The sequence below is a fragment of the Profundibacterium mesophilum KAUST100406-0324 genome, from assembly GCF_009835145.1.
Lineage (GTDB): Bacteria > Pseudomonadota > Alphaproteobacteria > Rhodobacterales > Rhodobacteraceae > Profundibacterium > Profundibacterium mesophilum.
The window spans coordinates 58,822-76,077 of the sequence record NZ_APKE01000036.1; the positions used below are offsets into that span (position 1 = coordinate 58,822).

The window sequence follows — 17,256 nt, forward strand, 5'->3', positions numbered from 1 at the left end:
ATGGCCCGTTTGCTTGCTTTACAAGAATAGTTGTTGCTACCTGACCATCGAGGCAGAACAGACCCTAAGAAATAGAGGCCACAGTGCAGCCCATTCTAGACAATCTCGCATCACTCGGCAGAACGCGGTTGGTGATGCTTGGCGCAACCGGGCTCGCGCTCGTGCTGGCGCTTTTTCTCGGTCTGGGGACCGTGATGGCGCCAACTTATGCGCCGCTCTTTCGCGACCTGTCGCCTGCAGGGGCCAGCCGCGTCGTCGAGGAACTCGAACAGGCGGGCTTCCCGGTCAAGATCGAGGGCGGGGGCGGTATCGTCAGCGTTCCTCAGGAGGATATCGCGCGGGCCAGGATGGTGCTGGCCGGCAAGGGCCTGCCGGATGAGGGAACGCCCGGATGGGAGCTCTTTGACACCGGCGGCGGCCTTGGCATGAACAACTTCATGCAGCAGATCAACCGCTTGAGGGCGCTGGAGGGCGAGCTTACCCGTTCGATCCAGACGATCGATGGGGTCGAGGCGGCACGTGTCCACCTCGTTCTTCCCGAACGCGAGGCCTTCTCGCGCACCCGGCCCGAGCCGAGTGCCTCTGTCATCGTGCGCAGTCGCGCGAGCCATCAGATCGGCACGCGGCAAGGCCGCTCGATCCGCGCGCTCGTGGCCTCCGCGGTGCCCGGCATGTCGCCCGGCCGCGTAACCGTGCTCTCGGCCAGCGGCGAGACGATTCTCGCCGAGGACAGCGACGCCGCGGGAGAGATCACGCTGCAATCCATCCGCGCAGGCATCGAGGAGCGCATGGCCCGCTCGATCACCACCATCCTCACGGCACGCGTCGGTGCGGGAAATGCCCGCGTGCAGGTCAATGTAGATCTCAGCAACGAGCGGCAGGTGATCCGCCAGCAAAGCTTCGATCCGTCCCAGCAGGTCGTGCGCTCCACCGAGAGCCGCGAGGAGGAAAGCCGCGACACCGACCGCAATTCCGGCGAGGTCGGCGTCGCGAACAACATCCCCGAGGCACTCGCGGACGGCGCCGGCGGCGGCGCGCCCGATTCGGAGAACACCCGCAGCCAGATCGACGAGATCGTGAATTACGAGATCGGCTCGACGCAGAGCGAGACGGTGCGCGAGCCCGGCGAGATCGAGCGCGTGACGGTCGCGGTCCTGGTCAACGGCATCTACAATGTCGGCGGCGCCCGCGATGTCGCCTACGAAGACCGCAGCGCCGAGGAACTGGCGCGCCTTGAGCAACTGGTCAAGGCCGCGATCGGCTTCGATGACGGGCGCGGGGATACCGTCTCGGTCGATTCGCTGCGTTTCATGGATTACTCGATGGATGTCGGCGAGCCGATGACCGCCTCCATCGGCGATCAGATCGTGGCGAACATGCCTTCGATCCTGCGCAGTGTCTTCGCGCTTGCGCTCGTGGCCGCCATCCTCGCCTTCGGGGTGCGGCCAATGATGCGCAACATGCTGCCCGCACCGGCGATGGCCGGCGATCTGGCACTTGCCGGCGCGGGCGCCGATGCCGCGCTCGGTGCGCCCTCGGGCGCCGCCGGACTCCCCGCGCCCGAGGGCGAGGAGGGCCAGGCTGGCGATATCCCTCGCATCGCGGATGCCGGGCATAGCGGTACCGTCCTGGATCCCGGCGAAGGCGATGACGAGTTGATCAGGCTGGCCTCGGTGCAGGGCGGCGTCCGGCGCAACAACCTTGCCAGCGTGGGCGAGATGGTGGACATGGAGCCCGATGGCGCGATGAAGGTCCTGCAACACTGGCTGGCGGAGCCGACTTGATGAGCCTGCACCTGTTCGACCGGAATTTCGATGCCGAACTCGCCGAGGAGGCCGAGGCCGCAAGGGCCAGGGACGCGCCGAGTGCCGAGGAGATCGCCTTGATGCTCGCCGCGGCGCGCGCCGAGGGCGTTGCGGAAGGTCTGGAGCAGGGCCGCGCCGAGGGGCGCGCCCGAAGCGAGGCCGAGATCGAGGCCCGCCGCGCCGCCGCGCTCGAGACGATGATGCCCCAGATCGCCGCGATCTTCGCGGCGGCGGCGGAGCACAGGAAGTCTCTCGAGGCGGAGGCACTCGATTTCGCGATATCGCTCTGCGCGCAGCTTTTCCCCCAACTGCTCAAGGAGGAAGCGCCCGTGCGGTGCGAGCACGAGATCAGGCGCGCCATCGCCCTTGCCCTCGGCAGCCCCAGCCTGACACTCTCCATGGCGCCGGAAACCCATGCCGAGATCGCCCCCGTCCTCGCCGCCGCGGCAAGGTCGGCCGGCATGATCCGCGAGCCCGAGCTGATCGCGGAGCCGGCCCTTTCGGTAGGCGAGATGCGCGCCGAATGGCTGAACGGAACGGCCGAATTTTCCTATCCCGCCATCTGCGCAGGAATTCTCGATGCGCTGCGCAACGCCCGGTCGTCACTCGGACAGACCCCCACCCCAAACGAGAGCATGCCCCGTGTCTGACACTGACAACACCAAGACCGCCCCCGAGACCGCCACCTCCAAGCCCGAGCCGGTCGGCGACGCCTCCGATGTCTTCCCCGAATTCACCGCCGATGCCGCCGACACCGCGCCCCCCGAGCCGTCGGGCACCACGGATGCAAAGGGACGCAACATCGACGCGATGCTCAATGTCGGCTTGAACGTGCAGGTCGTTCTGGGCCGCAGCCGGATGCCGATCTCGAACCTGCTGAAACTGTCGCGCGGCTCGGTCATCGAGCTCGACAAGCGGATCGGCGAGCCTGTCGAGCTGATCATCAACGACCGCCTCGTCGCGCGCGGCGATCTGGTCAAGCTCACCGGCGAGAGGATCGGCGTCTCGCTCACCGAGATCGTCAAGGATTACATCAACGAGACCTGAGCAGAACGCAAAGGGGCCGATGTGCCGTCCATCCTGATCACCCGCGCGGGGCGTATCCCTGCCAATCGCCGACGCGGCCTGTGGATCACGGGCGGCGCGTTGCTGCTCGGCACGCTGTTTCCCGGAATGCTAGCAGCCCAGGAGGCGGCGGGCCTGCTCGATTCGCTGTCCCAGGCGCTCGGCGGCGCGCCCGATGGCTCCGACGAGCGGGCCAGCCTGTCGGGCCGGCTGCTACAGATCATCGCCCTGATGACGGTGCTGAGCATTGCGCCGGGACTGCTGGTCGTGATGACGAGCTTCACCCGTTTCGTGATCGTCTTCTCGATCCTGCGCTCGGCACTCGGACTGAACCAGACGCCGCCCAACATGGTACTCTCCTCGATGGCGCTCTTCATGACCTTCTTCGTGATGCAGCCGGTCTTCGAGGATGCCTGGCAGGACGGCTTGGCTCCACTGCTCGACAATTCGATCACCGAGGAGCAGGCGCTGCAACGTGTCGGCGACCCGTTCAAGACCTTCATGTTCGCCAATACCCGCCCGAAGGATCTCGCGCTCTTTCGCGATCTCGCCGCGCGGCGTTCCGGCGAGACCGAGGCCGAGCCCTCGCCCGAGCCGCAGACGGCGCAGGAGGCGGGCTGGCGCGAGCTGGTCCCCGCCTTCATGATCTCCGAGCTGCGCCGCGCCTTCTCGATCGGCTTCCTGATCTACCTGCCGTTCGTAGCCATCGACCTCGTCGTGGCATCGGTCCTGATGAGTGCCGGCATGATGATGCTCCCGCCCGTTCTGATTTCCCTGCCCTTCAAGGTCATATTCTTCGTTCTGATCGATGGCTGGTACATGCTGGCGGGAAGTCTCATGGAAAGCTATGCTCCCCTGGCAGGTGGCGGGTGAGCGCCCTTATGACGAAGGAAGGACTTCCCCGATGAGCAGCCCCTCGATCAGCATGGCCGCGACGGCAGCGCGCCCCACCGCACCGCGCCGCCGGTTCCGCGGTCCCGAGAAGGCCGCGATCCTGTTCCTGTGTCTCGGTGAGGAACGCGGCTCGTCGCTGATGAAGAAACTGTCCGAGGACGACATCCAGAAGATCACCCGTGCGATGTCCGGCCTCGGGACGATCTCGGCCGAGCAGGTCGAGGAGGTGATGGCCGAGTTCTCCGACCACCTGACCAACGGGGGCGGCGTCGTCGGCTCCTTCGCTGTGGCCGAGAACCTGTTGCGCAGTTTCCTGCCCAACGACAAGGTCAACAACATCCTCAAGGACATCCGCGGACCGATGCGCGAGCGCGACCTGTGGTCGAAGTTCAGCAACCTGCACGAAACGGTCATCGCGAATTTCCTCAAGGGCGAGCACGAGCAGACGGCGGCGGTCATCCTGACGAATGTCAGCGCCGAGATCGCCGCGAAGGTCCTGCCGCATCTCGACCGCGAGAAGGCCCGCAACATCATCGAACGGATGATCCGGATCGAGGCGGTGCCGCATCACATGATGAAGGAAATCGAGGAGACGCTGCAAAGCGACGTCATGGCCGCCTCCTCGCAGCCTACCTCCACCGAGATGCAGCAACGCATGGCGGATCTCTTCAACAGGCTCGACCAGACCCTCTTCGAGGAGTTGAGCCCGGTCCTCGAGGAACGCGTGCCCGAACAGTTCCTGAGCATTCGCCAGAAGATGTTCACCTTCGACGACCTCGTGCGCCTCGACGCCCAAAGCCTGGCGCGCGTGATCCGGAACCTGCAGGGCAATACGCTGCCGCTGGCGCTGCGCGGTGCAAGCAAGGAGCTGCGCGATCACTTCCTCAATGCGCTGCCGGGCCGGTCGCGCGACATGTTGCTGGACGAGATGAACCTGATGGGCCCGGTGCGCGGACGCGAGGCGCGTGCGGCGCAGACCGAGATCGTCGATGTGGCCAAGGATCTTGCCGAGGAAGGGATCATCGTCCTGCCGCTGGCCGACGAGGATGACGAGATGCTCGACTGACCCCCCGGGCCCGTGATCCGGTCGGCGTGGTCCGGTCGCCCCTCCGGGCGCGTTTGCACGGCGTTGCTCGGACGATGTCGGGGCGGTGCCCGGGCAGCGCTACCTGTAGCGTATCGGCGAGGCGGTGATCGCCTCGATGTTCAGCGTGATCGGGGTGAACCCACCCCCTGCCCCGGCCTGCACCGCGCCTCTCATCAGCTGGACGGCGGCGTTGCTGGCCAGACGCTCGGTGTCGAGCGCGTCCGACACCGCGACGAACTTGCGCTCGAGCTTGCGCACCTCCGCCGGGTCCTGCAGCTTCTCGAGGTCGAACTTCTTGGTGAAGAGCGCGGCCTGCCTGTCGATGTCGAGCCCTGCCGCGCTGTCGGGAATGCCCAGGGCGCGGCGCATGAAGCGGCTCAAGTCGGCATTCTTGAGGATGTCGAACGGCGTCTCGATCTTCGTCGCCGCAGCCCGGAACTCGAGCACGATGCCCAAGGTCTCGTTCTGCTCGGTCTGGGCGTTGATGAACTGGCGATCGACGAAACGGTCCACCATGCGCTCCTGCCACTTGAACAGGATGGTGTTCAGGTTGCCGGTGCCGTCGGTGCCGAAGCCGAGCTCCTGGTACATCTCGCGGAAGCGCGGATCGCTGAGCCGGTTGACCAGCGCATCCGGCTCCTCGATGTTGCTCTTGAGCATTTTCCCGATGAGTGCCTTGCCGAAGATCTGGTCTTCCAGATCGAAGGCCTTCATCACGAAAGTGTAGAGTTCGCGATCCTCGATCAGCTGATCGACCGTCTCGACATCGGCGATGCGCTCGCGAAAGGCGTTGATGGACCTGGCATTCTGAACCGTGTTGCGGATCAGCTCCTCCTGCCGGTCGCGGGTCGCATCGACCAGCGACAGTCCAAGCTGGGTGCTCAGACCGCCAAGGGGTATCACCGCGCATACTCCGACACGGCGGGCGCGGCGGCGGGCGGCGCCGGCATGTCGAAATCGTCGCGCACGGCCTGTCCGACCTTGAAGGTCAGAAGCTCCGCCTCGTAGCGCATCACCGGGCGCAGGGCCCGCAACGCCTTGTAGTAGTCGGAGAGCGAGACGAAGCTGGCCGCCTCGAAAATCTGGGACAGGTTCGAGCCACCGAAGATCGTGGCCAGCGTCGCGAGATCCTTCTGGATCACCGGCACGAGCTTGTCGCGCAGGTTGGCGCGCACGAGGACGCACTGGATGAGATAATAGACCCGGCTCACCGGCGTCGCGGCGTCGCCTTCGTCCAGAAGGTCATGCCCGCGCACCACGTCGGCGTGGCTTTCGATGATCATCACGTGGCGGCGGCTCGAATTGCGCATCTCGCAACCGTTCACGATGATCTTCTCGTCGGGCTTGAGCGTGAGTTTGAGTGCCATGATTTATCCCCTGGGACCGGGCGCCTGGCCGGACAGGCCGGCGGCGATGTTTCGATTGACGTCGAGCAGAGCCATCACGCCGGTGCCGCCTCCAAGGACGACAGCGGTCTGGCGGTCGACCCAAAGCGAGATCGACAGGAGCTGCGCGCGCAATGCGGCGGGCAGGTTGTTGCCCGGCGTCGCGAGATCGAATTTCAGGGCGGTCCAGAAGGCCTGGTTGTCGGTCAGCGTCTGGCGCAACCCGTCCGAGAGGATGGACAGGCGGTCGGATCGTGTCTCCGATCGGTCGAATCTCCGGGCGTCGCGTTCCAAACCACCAATGATGCGCGAGAAGATGCGGCGCTCGATCTGGCGGGGAGATTCACTTTCCCTGATCGTCTTCTTGTATGCGTTGATGCTCATTTGCGTTCTGCTCTGTTATATGCCCGCAATTCTATGCGGTGAATGGCGCGGATTGGCGGCGCCCGCCTCACGTGGACGGGCGCCGCCGAGGGCCTTAGCGGAACAGGCTCAGGATGTTCTGCGGCGCCTGGTTGGCGATCGACAGAGCCTGGGTCGAGAGCTGCTGCTGGACCTGGAGCGACTGAAGGCGCGCGGCCTCCTCTTCCATGTCCGCATCGACCATGGAGCCGATGCCGCTGTCGAGCTTGTCCGAGAGCGCAGTCAGGAAGTCCTGCTGCGTCTCGATGGTCTTTTCCGACACGCCGAGCGTGGTGGCCGCGTCGATGGCCGTGGCAAGCTGCGATTCTGCTTCGACAAGGTCAGCCTGGATCGTGATCGTTTCATCCGTCACGTCGATGGCGCGCATGGCGGTCGCGACGGCCTGCAGATCAACCTTGGCGAAATCCATCGTGGTCGGAGCCTGGAATGCACCGGTGCCATCGCGGGTAATGCCGGTCACGGCAGTGATCGTATCACCAACGGTTGCCGAGAACATGCTGGAGCCGTTGAAGGTCGACTGGCTGATGGTTGCATCCATGCGGTCGGCAAGTGCGGTCAGTTCTTTCTGAACTTCGGCACGGTCCACGCCCTCACCCTGGGCAAAGGCCACGCGCTCGACGAACTGCTCGGCGAGATCGGAAACGGTCTCGGCACCGAGACGGCCCGTGGAAACCACGTTCTTCGTCAGGGTCAGGCCTTCGTTCACGGCCTTCGTCATGCCGCTGTCGCCCTTCATCGTCTCGGAGATGGAGAAGTAGGCGGCGTTGTCCTTACCCGAGGCGACCTTGAGACCCGAAGAGATGCGGTCCTGGGTGTTGGAGAGGTTGGAGTTGATGTTACGCAGGGTCGAGAGTGCGTTCATCGCGGAGTTGTTCGTGAGAATGGAAGACATGTTCTTCTCCGTATTGTCGGTTCACGAGAATTCCGTCTTTCTGACAGAAGAGGTTCGTGGTTAATCACGAGCCATGTATTTCCGGGGGGCTGGGCGAAATTAAGGCATCAGTAAGACGTATCGAGCCGTGGTTTCCGGGCAACGGAAACCTCCCGCTTCTTCCCTTCGGATCCGTAGACGCCGGCCGTATGGTGACGGTCGCGTATTCTTGTAACCTCTTGCTGCACGCTGCGCGTGGCATCGATCATCCGCTCCAGAAGAGCGCTGTCCCTGCGCGCCAGGGCGCCCAGATCCTCAAGCGGGGCACGCAGCGCCTCGCCCGGGATCGGCGGCTCCTGTTCGAGCTTTTCGACGAGCGCGCTCTTCTCTTCGAACAGGGCCTCGAGCGCCTCGAACTCGCGCGCCTCGATGGCCGCGATCTCGCGGGTCAGGACGGCACTGAGCGCGTCGATCATCCTCACGCCCGGATGGGCCTCTACCTGTTCCTCGGGGGTGCCGGCCTCGTCGAGCGCGTCCTGCCCGCCTGCCGCGCCGTCTTGCGCGCTTGCGCAGGAAATGTTCCGATCGGTCATGCTCACCCCTTCGCCGTGCCGTAGGCGGACATTGCCACGCCAACGCTTTGTGCTATTCCGGTGCGCCCCTGCGCGGCAATCTCGTCCGCGACGGCACGGGCGAGAAAGCCCCGCCAGGTCTTCTCGGCATCACCGCCGCCAAAGCTTCCGATATCGACATTGCTCATCATCTGCTCGACCGCCTGGGTCAGGAAGACCGCCTCGAACTCGCGGGCCGTGCGGCTCTCGTCGCTCTCGCGGCGCGGGGAGTGATGCGCGCCGGAGGTCTGCGCCACCGGTCGCTGGGTGATCGTCATGCTGTCCATCAGATGATCTCCAGATCGGCATGAAGCGCGCCGGCGGCCTTGATCGCTTGCAGGATCGAGATCGTCTCGGTCGCACCGACCCCGATCGCATTGAGCCCGTCGACAAGGCGCTGCAGGCTGACATCCCCCTCCAGCAGGCTGAAATAGGCGTCGTTCTCGACAACGCTGACATCGGTCTGCGGCACGACCACCGTCGTTCCGCCGATCGAGATCGGCTCGGGTTGGCTAACCTCGATATTCTCCTTGACCTTCACCGTCAGGCCGCCCTGGCTGACCGCGACCATGTCGATGCGGACATTCGCGCCGATGACGATCGTGCCGGAGCGGGCGTCGATGACGACCTTGGCCACGCTGTCGGGCTTGACCGTGAGCGTCTCGATCCTTGCGAGAAGCTCCGGCAGGTCCGTCTTGGCCCCGTTGCGCACCTCGACCGTTCCCGAATCCAGCGCCGTTGCCAGCCCGTTGCCCAAGGCGCGGTTGATCGCCTCCTCGATCCGCATCGCGGTCGTGAAATCGGGCACCCTGAGCGCGACGCGGATGCTGTCGAGACTGTTGAAGGCGAAGTCGATCTCGTTCTCGACCGTCGCGCCGTTCTCGATCCGCGCGACGGTCGGCACGCCTTCGACGATCGAGGCGTTGGCGCCCTGGGCGGCATATCCCGCGACCGCGATCGGGCCCTGTGCAACCGCGTAGACCTCCCCATCGGCGCCGGAAAGCGGCGTTACGATCAAGGTTCCGCCCCGAAGGCTGGACGCGTCACCGAGCGAGGAGACGACAACGTCGATGGTCGCGCCGCGCCGTGCGAAGGGCGGCAGCATCGCCGTGACCATGACGGCCGCGGTGTTCGTCGTCTTCATGCTGTCGCCCGACAGGTTGCCCACGCCGAGCCGTTCCAGCATCCCTTCGATGGATTTTTCCGTGAAGGGCGCGTTGCGCAGCCTGTCGCCGGTTCCGTTCAACCCGACCACGAGGCCGTAGCCCACCAGCTGGTTCTCCCGGACCCCTTCGAAGCTCGCGATGTCCTTGATCCTCACCTCGGCCGCCGCGGGGGCACCGAGCGCAGCCGCGCCCAGCAGGACCGCGATGGCCAGGGTCTTGAGGGTGAAGGGGGTGCGCATCTTTGTCCTGCCGGTGCTCTATTCTTGCTCTATACAAGAACAATCGGACTTTATTCATCCCAAGACAAGAACTTGCCGCACCTCCTTCACCCGATTGGCGGCTTTGTTGTAGCTTTGCATCCCTCAGCGCATGTAGTTGGCGAAGGACAGGCGCGAGAGGCGTGCGGTGATCGAATAGGTCGCCTCGAGCTGGGTCTGCAGCTGCGCGACGCGGGTCGCGGCCTCGTAGGTGTCGACCCCCTCCAGCGACAGGATCTGGCTATTGTAGAGATCCGACCGATCCGTCTGTGCGCGAATGGTGAAATCGAGCGTCTTCTGCTGACTGCCAAGCTTCACCTCGCTTTGCAGGACATCGGCAAGACCGCTCGCCATCGCATCCACCGCCGAGGAGGTCCATGCCTCGTAGGCCCCGTCATCGGCGATCGATTGCGCGTCGGTTCCAGCCAGCATCGACAGACCGCGGATGAGATCCCGGAAGCCCTGGTCATTCGCCTGAACGCCGTATTCGAGCGTCTCGTTTTCCTCGATGCGGGTCTGCAGGCGAGGCACCGGCGCGCCCGAGGCATCGAGGCGGGGAGCACCGTTGTAGAAGGTCGCCTCGAAATTGCGTGCGGGATCGGGGTCGGCATCCGCGAAGATACCCTCGATCTCGGCGATCTTGGCCGCGGCATCCGCCGCCGAGGCGATGCCCCCGCCGATCACTTCGTCGATGACATCCTTGGGTGCGCGCCCGGTCCCTGCATTCACCTCGCCGTAGCGCTGGACGGGGGTCGCATCCACGGCGATGCCGGCGAAGAGCTGCGCGCCGTTATAGCCCGTGTTGAGCTGCGAGGTGATCTGCTCGAGCGCCTGGCGCGCGAGGCCCTGGATCGCGCCGAGGGTTCCGGCCCGTGCACCGCGATTGGCGACGGCGAGGTCGAGGACCTCCTGCCCGGTCTCGCGAATCGCCCCGAGGGTCTCGGCGGTCAGATCGAGCCGGCTTTGCAGAACCGTGTTGGCAACCATCAGCCCCTCGTTGCGGTCCATGCGCGCACGCAGGCCGAGCGCCTCGGCCGAGCGGATGCCGATGCTCTTGTAGGGATCGCTCATCAGGCCGGTGGAGACTTCCCGGGATGCCGCCTCCAGCTTTCCGGCGACTTCGGCCGTCTGCCTCTGGCGGCTGAGCAGGGTGTAGAGGGTCGAGGTTGTATTGACGTTGATCGACATTGCCGGACCTTTCGTTAGCGGATCGCCGCGAGCAGCGTTTCCATCATGTCATCGAGGGTGCGCATCACTTGCGAATTGGCGGCATAGGATTGCTCGACCGCCATCAGCTGCTGCAATTCCTCGTCGATATTGACGCCCTGCAATCCCGCGCGGGCATGGGCGATCGTCTCGGTGCCGAGGGCGAGGCTTTCGGCCTGCGTCTCTGCATCGACGCGCACCGCGTGCTGCTCTGCCATCAGGCCGGCGGCGTAATCGGTCATCGTGATCCCGGTTCCCAGGCCCGCGGCCGGATCATAGGCGACCGGTCCGCTCAGCAAATCCGAATAGGCGGTGATCTGCGTCGAATCCCCAGCATATCCGGGCGTGGCCGCCGAAACGCCATCGCGCAGGCGCCACAGCGCACCGCCCGCCTCGGGACGCACCGCGTCGTTGACGGTGATGCGCCCGGCCAGACCCTCGCGGGAGGCCGGATCGTAGGCCGCGCCCGCATCGGTGAAGAGCCCCGGCGAGCCTGCAAGCCCTTCGGCCATTTCGAAGCCGGCCACGAGCGCGCCGGCCATCTCGTCGAGCTGGAGCTCCATCTGTGGCAGGATCGCGTTGCGCAGCTCGATCTCGCCGGCGAGCCGTCCCTCGCCGAAGCCGCGCACACCCGTCTCGCCGGGGGTGATCTCGGAGGCCCCGGCAAAGAGCGCACCGCTCGCGGCGTCGAAGCTGATCGTCGTGACCTGCGTTCCGGCAACCAGTTCGGCGCCCGACCGGGTCCGCAGCTCGGCCCGCCCGGCGGCGTCGCGCTCAAGCGTGAAATCCATGACCTGCGCGATCCCGTCGAGACGGGTGGCAAGCTGATCCTCGAGGACTGCCATGCGGCGGCTGCCCTTCTCCTCGATGGCGATCTGCCGGTTGATCTCGCCGACCTCGCCGAGCATGCCGTTCACCACCTCGACCTCGCCGACGATCCGGGCGGTCACGGCGGCCGTCGTCTCCTTCAGGTCGCGCGATGCCTTGTTCAGCGAGCGCGTCATCCCGTCCGCCGCGTCGAGCACGTTGCGCTGCAGCGCGGGATCGGCGGGATTGGCCGACAGCAGATCGAAGCTCGATTGCAATCCCGTCATCCGCGCCGACACCGTGCCCTCGGTGCCGGGCGATCCGAGCTTGGCGGTATAGGCATCGAGCAGCTCGGCAACCGTATCCTGCCGCGCCACGCGCCCCGTCTCGAGACGGTATTCGCGGTCGAGCGCGGCGTTCATCTCGCGCTGGACGGCAGCGACCCGCACGCCGGAGGCATCGCCGACGGAATCGAGGGTCAGACCGCGCCGGGTGTATTCGGGCCGGTCGGCATTGGATATGTTGTTCGATGTGACCTCCGCCCACCGTCCGGTCACTGTAAGAGCGGAGCGGGCCGCATTGAAGGCGCTTGCGATGCTCATCGGTGCATCTCCTTAATCGGGATGGTGGGCGGCCGGGCGATCAGCGCTTCAGCCGCAGGGTTTCGTCGAGCATCTCGTCGGCGGTGGTGACGATCTTCGCGTTCGATGCGTAGGCGCGCTGGATCCGGATCAGGTCGGTCAATTCCTGCGCCACGTCGACATTCGAGCCCTCGAGCGCGCCGGACACGATCTTGCCGGACCCTTGGGTATCGGCGCGCATCAGGTTCAGCTCGCCCGAATCGGTGGTCAACACGTAGCCGTTGCCATTGCGCGCGAGCAACCCGTCGGGATTTGGAACCTCGGCCAGCGGCACCTGGTAGAGCGCCTTGCGCGTGCCATCATCGAACACGCCGAAGATATTACCCGATTCGCTGAACTCCGTTCGCACCAGCGCGCTGGTCGCGCTGCCATCGGCCTCGGCCTGCAGACCACTGAAGTCGCCGGCGAACTGGGTCAGGCCTTCGAAGCTGTCCGGCGCGCCGAGCGTGAGGCTCAGAACCTGCGGCACGCTGCCGTTGTCGACGGTCACGCTGGCGGTGCCGGTCGCGGGATCGAAGCTGAAGGCGGCCGGAGCCGCGGCGGTCGACGTCGCGGCATAGCTCAGCGGAGCGCCGGCGAAGGCGCCGCTGTTGTGGAAGGTGATGTCGACGGTGCCATATGCGGCACCATCGGTTCCCGCCACGCTGAGCTCCCAGGTATCGGCCGTGTTGGTCGGCTGGAACGAGAATTGCAGGCGGTCGGAGGCGCCAAGCGGGCTGAAGAACTCCGCGGAGGAGAGGAACGGCGCTCCGGGCTCGGCGAGGCCTGTCTCCTGCGAGGGCAGGTTGCCCGCGATGCTCATGGCGGTGCTGGGCGCTCCCTCCGAGCTCCAGCGGCTCAGGTTGACAGTCTGCAGATCGGCGAAGGTGCCGGTGTCGACGGCACCGATACCGCCGTCGGCCTCATAGGGATAACCCGACAGGTAGAGCCCGGCAGCATTGACCAGGTCGCCGTTCTCGTCCGGGCGGAAGGCGCCGGCGCGGGTCAGGCGGTAATCGGCATCGGAGGTCGCGTTGGGCGTCATGGAGCCGACGAAGAAACCGTTGCCGCTGACCGCGAGGTCCGTCTCGTTGTTGGTGATGCGCAGCGCGCCCGACGAGCGGATGTCGCTCGCCTCGACCGCACGGACATTGGACGGCCCTGTCCCGGTATTGCTGCTGGCGGTCTGCGTCACCATATGCGCGAAACTGCGGCGATAGCCGTCGGTATTGGCGTTCGCGATATTCTCCGACACCCGGCCCACGGCAGTCGAGTTGGCGTTGAGGCCGCTGACACCCGTCTGCATCGCGTTGGAAATGCTCATCTCGTTTCCTTTCCTGTGCGGGCCGCCGGCGCGCAGCGCCCGTGGTCCGATCGTCTGAGGACGGCCGATGGCCGCCCGGGTTTCAATTGGCCACCGGGACGATCGCCCCGAGCGCGCCGAGGGTCTGGTCCGCAGCTTCGAGACGCGCCTTCGCGTCCCCTTCGTTCAGGGGCTGCACGCGCGGAACATGGCGCAGCAGCCCGGTGGTGATCTCGCGCCATTGCGGCGTGTCGCGCATCGCCGGGTAGGCATCGGCGAATTCGATCGCGTAATCCCGCGCGCCGCTGCGATGGGCCGACAGCAAAAGGCGCACCGCATCGGTGAAGCGCAGCGTACCGGCCGTCTCCCGGCGCAGGCGGTCATAAGCGGCATGCGCCTCGGTCCAGCGCTCCTCGTCGAAGAACGCCGCCGCTTCGATGCGCAGATCCCGCGCGCCCTCGCTCGTCTGCGTGGAGATCAGAACCTGCGCCGATTGTCCGGTTGCGGCGAAATGGCGGATGCGCACCGCCTCGAACGCCTGCAGGAGCGCGGCATCCTCTCCGCGCAGGCCCTGCGCCAGAAGCGCACCGAGGCGCTCATGCTGCCCCCCTTCGAGCAGCGCCTCCGCCCGGAGCAGCGTCAGGCGGTCGAGGCGCGTGTCGGCGACCTCCGCCAGGCCGAGGTCACGGGCGACGGCGAGATATTCGATGATGGTCTCGAATTCGGCGGCGGCGATATCGGTGGCGCCGGCGGCAAGGAAACGCGCCGCGAAGCGTTCCGCCTGCGCCGGGAAGCCCGGCTCGAACCAGAAGCCCGGCGCGATCCGGCGGTGGCCGGCGAGAAAGGCGCCGAGCGGCAGGCTACCTTCGGCGCCGGCGGCGTAGAACGCCTCGACCCGCGCCGCAGCCTCTTCGCGCAGCCCTTCGCGGCGCGGGCTTTGCGAATGTATCGCGATCGCCCGGCCCAGAACTTCCAGAGCGGCCGGCTGGTCGCCGAGCTCGGCGTGGATTTTCGCAAGCCGCACCGCGGTGTCCAGCGCATGCTCATCACCGCGCCAGAGCTGGCTCGCCTGATGCAGGATGTCGCGCGCCTCCGCCAATTCCAGCGTTTCGGTAGCAAGGCCAAGCTCGACGATCGCAAGACGGGCCTTGTGCGCCCACAGATCGTCGCCCTCGGCGGCAGCGACGAGACTGTCGAAAGCGGCAAGCGGGGCATCGCCGTCCTGCGCCGCCCGGCCCAGCAGGTAGAGATAGGCGGTGCTGCCCTTGAGGATCGGATTGCTCTGGAAAAGCGCGGCGAGATCGCGGGCACTGCGCCAGTCGCCCCCCTCGATCGCCGCTTCGAGAAGACGCGGCAGAACGACCTCGCGCATGGGGCCGGACAACGCGTCGATGCGCGGTTGCAGGTCGGGAAGATAGGGCGCGGCGCCGGCTGGATCGCCCTGCCGGATCGCCTCGAGCGCGAGCATCAGCGGCTGATCGGGCCAGTCCGAATGGACGGGATCGAGCAGGACACCGGCCGCGGCCGGCAAGGGGCCCGGACGCGGCCCGAGCACTTCGAGACCGAGCGCGAGAGCGCCGCGCCGCGCCGCCTGGGCAGGCGGCAGCGCAACCGTGCTCAGCGCGCCGAGCATGGAGCGCCCCTCGGGCAGCATCGCGTGACCGAGATAGAATGCCGCCAGGTCGAGAATGGCCTCGATCTCGGGGTCACCCGGCGCGGTCTCGTCGCCATGATCGGCGCGCGCGGCGGCGTAGGCGGCAAGGCGCGCCTCGCGGTCCGAAAGGAAACTCGTGCGGCTGAGATCGCGCAACTCGAAGGCCGGGGGCGAGATCATGGCCGCCTCGCCGCCCGCATCCGGGTCGCGCGTGGACAGAAGGCCGATGCCCTCTTTCGCGCCGACCGATTCGCCCTCGATGACAGGATGCGGCGCGGTCATGGCAACGGCGCCGCGCATGAGCGGGGCATGCGGATCCTCGGCGGCGGCGGCGGCGCGCAGCCCGTTGGCATACGGCAATAATAGTGCCGTAATTGCCATGATTAGCCGTGTTTTAACCTTGCTCAACCGCGTATTCCCGGCAAATTCCTTGCGTGTCACAAGGATCAGCTACACGATGACCAAGAACAGAACAAACTCTTCAAACTTTTTTAGCCAGAATATCGGGACTTGTTGCAAAGATGGATAACTCGACACATGTCTCGCTTTCCTCGGCGACCGCGATGATGCGGCAGCTCGACGTGACGGCGAACAACATCGCGAATGCCAACACTTCCGGCTTCAAGTCCGAGCGCGTGGTCTTCGAATCCTTTGTGCACCGTGACACCGGGCGCGAGGGCGAGGAGACCTCATTCGTCATCGACACCGGCTCCTATCTCGACGCGGCGCAAGGACAGTTGCAACAGACCGGCAATCCGCTCGATGTCGCGCTCTCGGGCACTGGCTGGATGTCTTACGAGACCGCCGAGGGGCAGCGTGCCTACGGGCGCGACGGGCAGCTGATGCTGGACCTGCAGGGCAACCTCGTCACCAGCACGGGCGCGCAGGTGCTCGATGCCGGCGGCGGTCCGATCGCCCTGCCGCCCGATATCGGCGCGCAGGTGACGATCGCCCGCGACGGGACGATCGCCGCGGACGGCATCGGCGTCATCGCGCAGATCGGCCTCTTCGATCTGGGCGATCTGCAATCCTTCACCCGGATCGGCGGTGGCATGTTCATCCCGCCGCAAGGCGCCGCGCAGGACGCGATCCCGGCCACCGGAACGGCGGTCGTGCAAGGCGCGGTGGAGGGCAGCAACGTGCAGCCCGTCGTGGAGCTGTCGCGCATGATGGCCATCGAGAAGGCCTACGAGCGGTCGGTCAAGCTGATGGGCGGTGAGGACGATCTTCGCCGCGATGCGCTCAGGCGCCTCGGACAGGCCGTCTGATCCAGGAACAAGGGACCCCGCGTCCCCTTCGGAAAACAGGAGAACACCATGAAGGCCCTCGGTATCGCCGCAACCGGCATGCACGCGCAGCAGACGAATGTCGACGTGATCTCGAACAACATCGCGAACGCGAACACGACCGGGTTCAAATCCTCCCGTGCCGCCTTTCAGGATCTGATCTACGAGACGCGCAAGCGCGAGGGCGCCCTGACGGGCCAGGAAGGCAGCACCAAGCCGGTCGGTGTCGATATCGGCCTCGGCGTGCAGACATCGGGGACCGTGCGCCTCAACACGCAAGGCGGGATGCTCGGCACGGAAAACCAGTTCGACGTGGCAATCGACGGGCGCGGCTTCTTCGCGGTGAACCTGCCCGATGGCAGCCAGGCCTATACCCGCGACGGTGCCTTCCAGCTTTCGGCCGAGGGCCAGCTCGTGACGCTGCAGGGCTACGAGATCGACCCGGGCATCGTCATCCCCGAGAATACCGTGCGCGTCGAGATCAGCGAGCAGGGCACGGTATCGGCCTTCGTCGAGAACGACCCCGTTCCGGTCGAGCTTGGCGAGATCAGCCTCGCGACCTTCGTGAACGAGGCCGGAATGCGCGCGCTCGGAAACAACATGATGCAGGCGACCGTCGCTTCGGGCGATCCGCTGCAGGGGCGCCCCGGTGATCCGGGGGTGGGCGTGGTGCGCCAAGGTTATCTGGAGAACAGCAACGTCAACATCATCCAGCAGATCACCGACCTGATCTCGGCGCAGCGTGCCTACGAGATGAACTCGAAGACCATCGAGACGGCCGATCAGATGATGTCCGCAGCCAACCAGATCAAGTGA

At 66.0% G+C, this 17,256-nt stretch carries 18 protein-coding genes; 7 read left to right on the plus strand and 11 right to left on the minus strand.

What is annotated here, in order from left to right; translation table 11 throughout:
- Positions 1-83: 83 nt before the first annotated feature.
- The 5 genes from fliF to PMES_RS14900 all read left to right on the plus strand — a co-directional run bounded on the left by fliF (position 84) and on the right by PMES_RS14900 (position 4,830).
- Positions 84-1,784 carry a flagellar basal-body MS-ring/collar protein FliF gene (gene fliF, locus PMES_RS14880; RefSeq protein ID WP_159966522.1) on the plus strand — a complete coding sequence of 567 codons (1,701 nt, stop codon included), beginning with the start codon at positions 84-86 and terminating at the stop codon, positions 1,782-1,784.
- On the plus strand, positions 1,784-2,455 hold the full coding sequence (locus PMES_RS14885) for a FliH/SctL family protein (RefSeq protein ID WP_159966523.1): 672 nt from the start codon (positions 1,784-1,786) through the stop codon (positions 2,453-2,455). Before fliF ends, PMES_RS14885 begins: the two co-directional genes overlap by 1 nt.
- Positions 2,448-2,852, plus strand: a complete 405-nt coding sequence (locus tag PMES_RS16755; protein ID WP_236549826.1) for a FliM/FliN family flagellar motor switch protein — start codon at positions 2,448-2,450, stop codon at positions 2,850-2,852. Before PMES_RS14885 ends, PMES_RS16755 begins: the two co-directional genes overlap by 8 nt.
- Before the next feature lie 126 nt (positions 2,853-2,978).
- Entirely contained in the window at positions 2,979-3,743 is a 765-nt protein-coding gene (gene fliP, locus PMES_RS14895) for a flagellar type III secretion system pore protein FliP (protein WP_159966609.1), read from the plus strand.
- Positions 3,744-3,774: 31 nt separating this feature from the next.
- Positions 3,775-4,830, plus strand: a complete 1,056-nt coding sequence (locus PMES_RS14900; RefSeq protein ID WP_236549827.1) for a flagellar motor switch protein FliG — start codon at positions 3,775-3,777, stop codon at positions 4,828-4,830.
- A 99-nt stretch (positions 4,831-4,929) separates the two neighbouring features.
- On the opposite strand, the gene PMES_RS14905 is transcribed toward PMES_RS14900, so the two are convergent.
- From PMES_RS14905 to PMES_RS14955, 11 genes are all read right to left on the minus strand, one after another.
- Positions 4,930-5,754, minus strand: a complete 825-nt coding sequence (locus tag PMES_RS14905; RefSeq protein WP_159966524.1) for a DUF1217 domain-containing protein — start codon at positions 5,752-5,754, stop codon at positions 4,930-4,932.
- Positions 5,751-6,218, minus strand: a complete 468-nt coding sequence (locus tag PMES_RS14910) for a flagellar biosynthesis repressor FlbT (protein WP_159966525.1) — start codon at positions 6,216-6,218, stop codon at positions 5,751-5,753. The genes PMES_RS14905 and PMES_RS14910 overlap by 4 nt, the downstream gene beginning before the upstream one ends.
- Before the next feature lie 3 nt (positions 6,219-6,221).
- Positions 6,222-6,620 carry a flagellar biosynthesis regulator FlaF gene (locus PMES_RS14915; protein WP_159966526.1) on the minus strand — a complete coding sequence of 133 codons (399 nt, stop codon included), beginning with the start codon at positions 6,618-6,620 and terminating at the stop codon, positions 6,222-6,224.
- Positions 6,621-6,714: 94 nt separating this feature from the next.
- Positions 6,715-7,551, minus strand: coding sequence for a flagellin N-terminal helical domain-containing protein (locus PMES_RS14920; RefSeq protein ID WP_159966527.1), 837 nt, complete (start codon positions 7,549-7,551; stop codon positions 6,715-6,717).
- Positions 7,552-7,658: 107 nt separating this feature from the next.
- Positions 7,659-8,123, minus strand: coding sequence for a hypothetical protein (locus PMES_RS14925; RefSeq protein WP_159966528.1), 465 nt, complete (start codon positions 8,121-8,123; stop codon positions 7,659-7,661).
- Positions 8,124-8,125: 2 nt separating this feature from the next.
- A complete protein-coding gene (locus PMES_RS14930) occupies positions 8,126-8,428 on the minus strand; it encodes a rod-binding protein (RefSeq protein ID WP_236549828.1) in 303 nt (100 codons plus the stop codon).
- Complete coding sequence (locus PMES_RS14935) at positions 8,428-9,546, minus strand: flagellar basal body P-ring protein FlgI (protein ID WP_159966529.1); 1,119 nt, start codon at positions 9,544-9,546, stop codon at positions 8,428-8,430. The genes PMES_RS14930 and PMES_RS14935 overlap by 1 nt, the downstream gene beginning before the upstream one ends.
- A gap of 123 nt (positions 9,547-9,669) precedes the next feature.
- The gene (locus PMES_RS14940) at positions 9,670-10,752 is read right to left on the minus strand and encodes a flagellin (RefSeq protein WP_159966530.1); all 1,083 of its coding nucleotides are present in this window, start codon (positions 10,750-10,752) and stop codon (positions 9,670-9,672) included.
- 14 nt (positions 10,753-10,766) lie between these two features.
- Positions 10,767-12,179, minus strand: a complete 1,413-nt coding sequence (gene flgK, locus PMES_RS14945) for a flagellar hook-associated protein FlgK (protein ID WP_159966531.1) — start codon at positions 12,177-12,179, stop codon at positions 10,767-10,769.
- A gap of 40 nt (positions 12,180-12,219) precedes the next feature.
- Positions 12,220-13,521, minus strand: a complete 1,302-nt coding sequence (locus PMES_RS14950; RefSeq protein WP_159966532.1) for a flagellar hook protein FlgE — start codon at positions 13,519-13,521, stop codon at positions 12,220-12,222.
- Between the two features lie 82 nt (positions 13,522-13,603).
- Positions 13,604-15,535 (minus strand): hypothetical protein, encoded by a 1,932-nt coding sequence (locus tag PMES_RS14955; RefSeq protein ID WP_159966533.1) that lies wholly within the window; start codon positions 15,533-15,535, stop codon positions 13,604-13,606.
- Positions 15,536-15,675: 140 nt separating this feature from the next.
- Here PMES_RS14955 and flgF point away from each other — a divergent pair, with 140 nt between their 5' ends.
- Both flgF and flgG read left to right on the plus strand, forming a co-directional pair.
- Positions 15,676-16,422 (plus strand): flagellar basal-body rod protein FlgF, encoded by a 747-nt coding sequence (flgF, locus tag PMES_RS14960; RefSeq protein WP_159966534.1) that lies wholly within the window; start codon positions 15,676-15,678, stop codon positions 16,420-16,422.
- 48 nt (positions 16,423-16,470) lie between these two features.
- The gene (gene flgG / locus PMES_RS14965; protein WP_159966535.1) at positions 16,471-17,256 is read left to right on the plus strand and encodes a flagellar basal-body rod protein FlgG; all 786 of its coding nucleotides are present in this window, start codon (positions 16,471-16,473) and stop codon (positions 17,254-17,256) included.

Excerpts from the sequence above, each read along its gene's own strand:
- PMES_RS14935 (WP_159966529.1), bottom strand. The coding sequence starts at position 9,546 with ATGCGCACCCCCTTCACCCTCAAGACCCTGGCCATCGCGGTCCTGCTG.
- PMES_RS14920 (WP_159966527.1), bottom strand. The coding sequence starts at position 7,551 with ATGTCTTCCATTCTCACGAACAACTCCGCGATGAACGCACTCTCGACC.
- fliP (WP_159966609.1), top strand. The coding sequence starts at position 2,979 with ATGCTAGCAGCCCAGGAGGCGGCGGGCCTGCTCGATTCGCTGTCCCAG.
- PMES_RS14885 (WP_159966523.1), top strand. The coding sequence starts at position 1,784 with ATGAGCCTGCACCTGTTCGACCGGAATTTCGATGCCGAACTCGCCGAG.
- PMES_RS14940 (WP_159966530.1), bottom strand. The coding sequence starts at position 10,752 with ATGTCGATCAACGTCAATACAACCTCGACCCTCTACACCCTGCTCAGC.
- PMES_RS14900 (WP_236549827.1), top strand. The coding sequence starts at position 3,775 with ATGAGCAGCCCCTCGATCAGCATGGCCGCGACGGCAGCGCGCCCCACC.
- PMES_RS14955 (WP_159966533.1), bottom strand. The coding sequence starts at position 15,535 with ATGGCAATTACGGCACTATTATTGCCGTATGCCAACGGGCTGCGCGCC.
- flgG (WP_159966535.1), top strand. The coding sequence starts at position 16,471 with ATGAAGGCCCTCGGTATCGCCGCAACCGGCATGCACGCGCAGCAGACG.
- PMES_RS14950 (WP_159966532.1), bottom strand. The coding sequence starts at position 13,521 with ATGAGCATTTCCAACGCGATGCAGACGGGTGTCAGCGGCCTCAACGCC.
- flgK (WP_159966531.1), bottom strand. The coding sequence starts at position 12,179 with ATGAGCATCGCAAGCGCCTTCAATGCGGCCCGCTCCGCTCTTACAGTG.
- PMES_RS14930 (WP_236549828.1), bottom strand. The coding sequence starts at position 8,428 with ATGGACAGCATGACGATCACCCAGCGACCGGTGGCGCAGACCTCCGGC.
- PMES_RS14925 (WP_159966528.1), bottom strand. The coding sequence starts at position 8,123 with ATGACCGATCGGAACATTTCCTGCGCAAGCGCGCAAGACGGCGCGGCA.
- PMES_RS14910 (WP_159966525.1), bottom strand. The coding sequence starts at position 6,218 with ATGGCACTCAAACTCACGCTCAAGCCCGACGAGAAGATCATCGTGAAC.
- flgF (WP_159966534.1), top strand. The coding sequence starts at position 15,676 with ATGGATAACTCGACACATGTCTCGCTTTCCTCGGCGACCGCGATGATG.
- PMES_RS14915 (WP_159966526.1), bottom strand. The coding sequence starts at position 6,620 with ATGAGCATCAACGCATACAAGAAGACGATCAGGGAAAGTGAATCTCCC.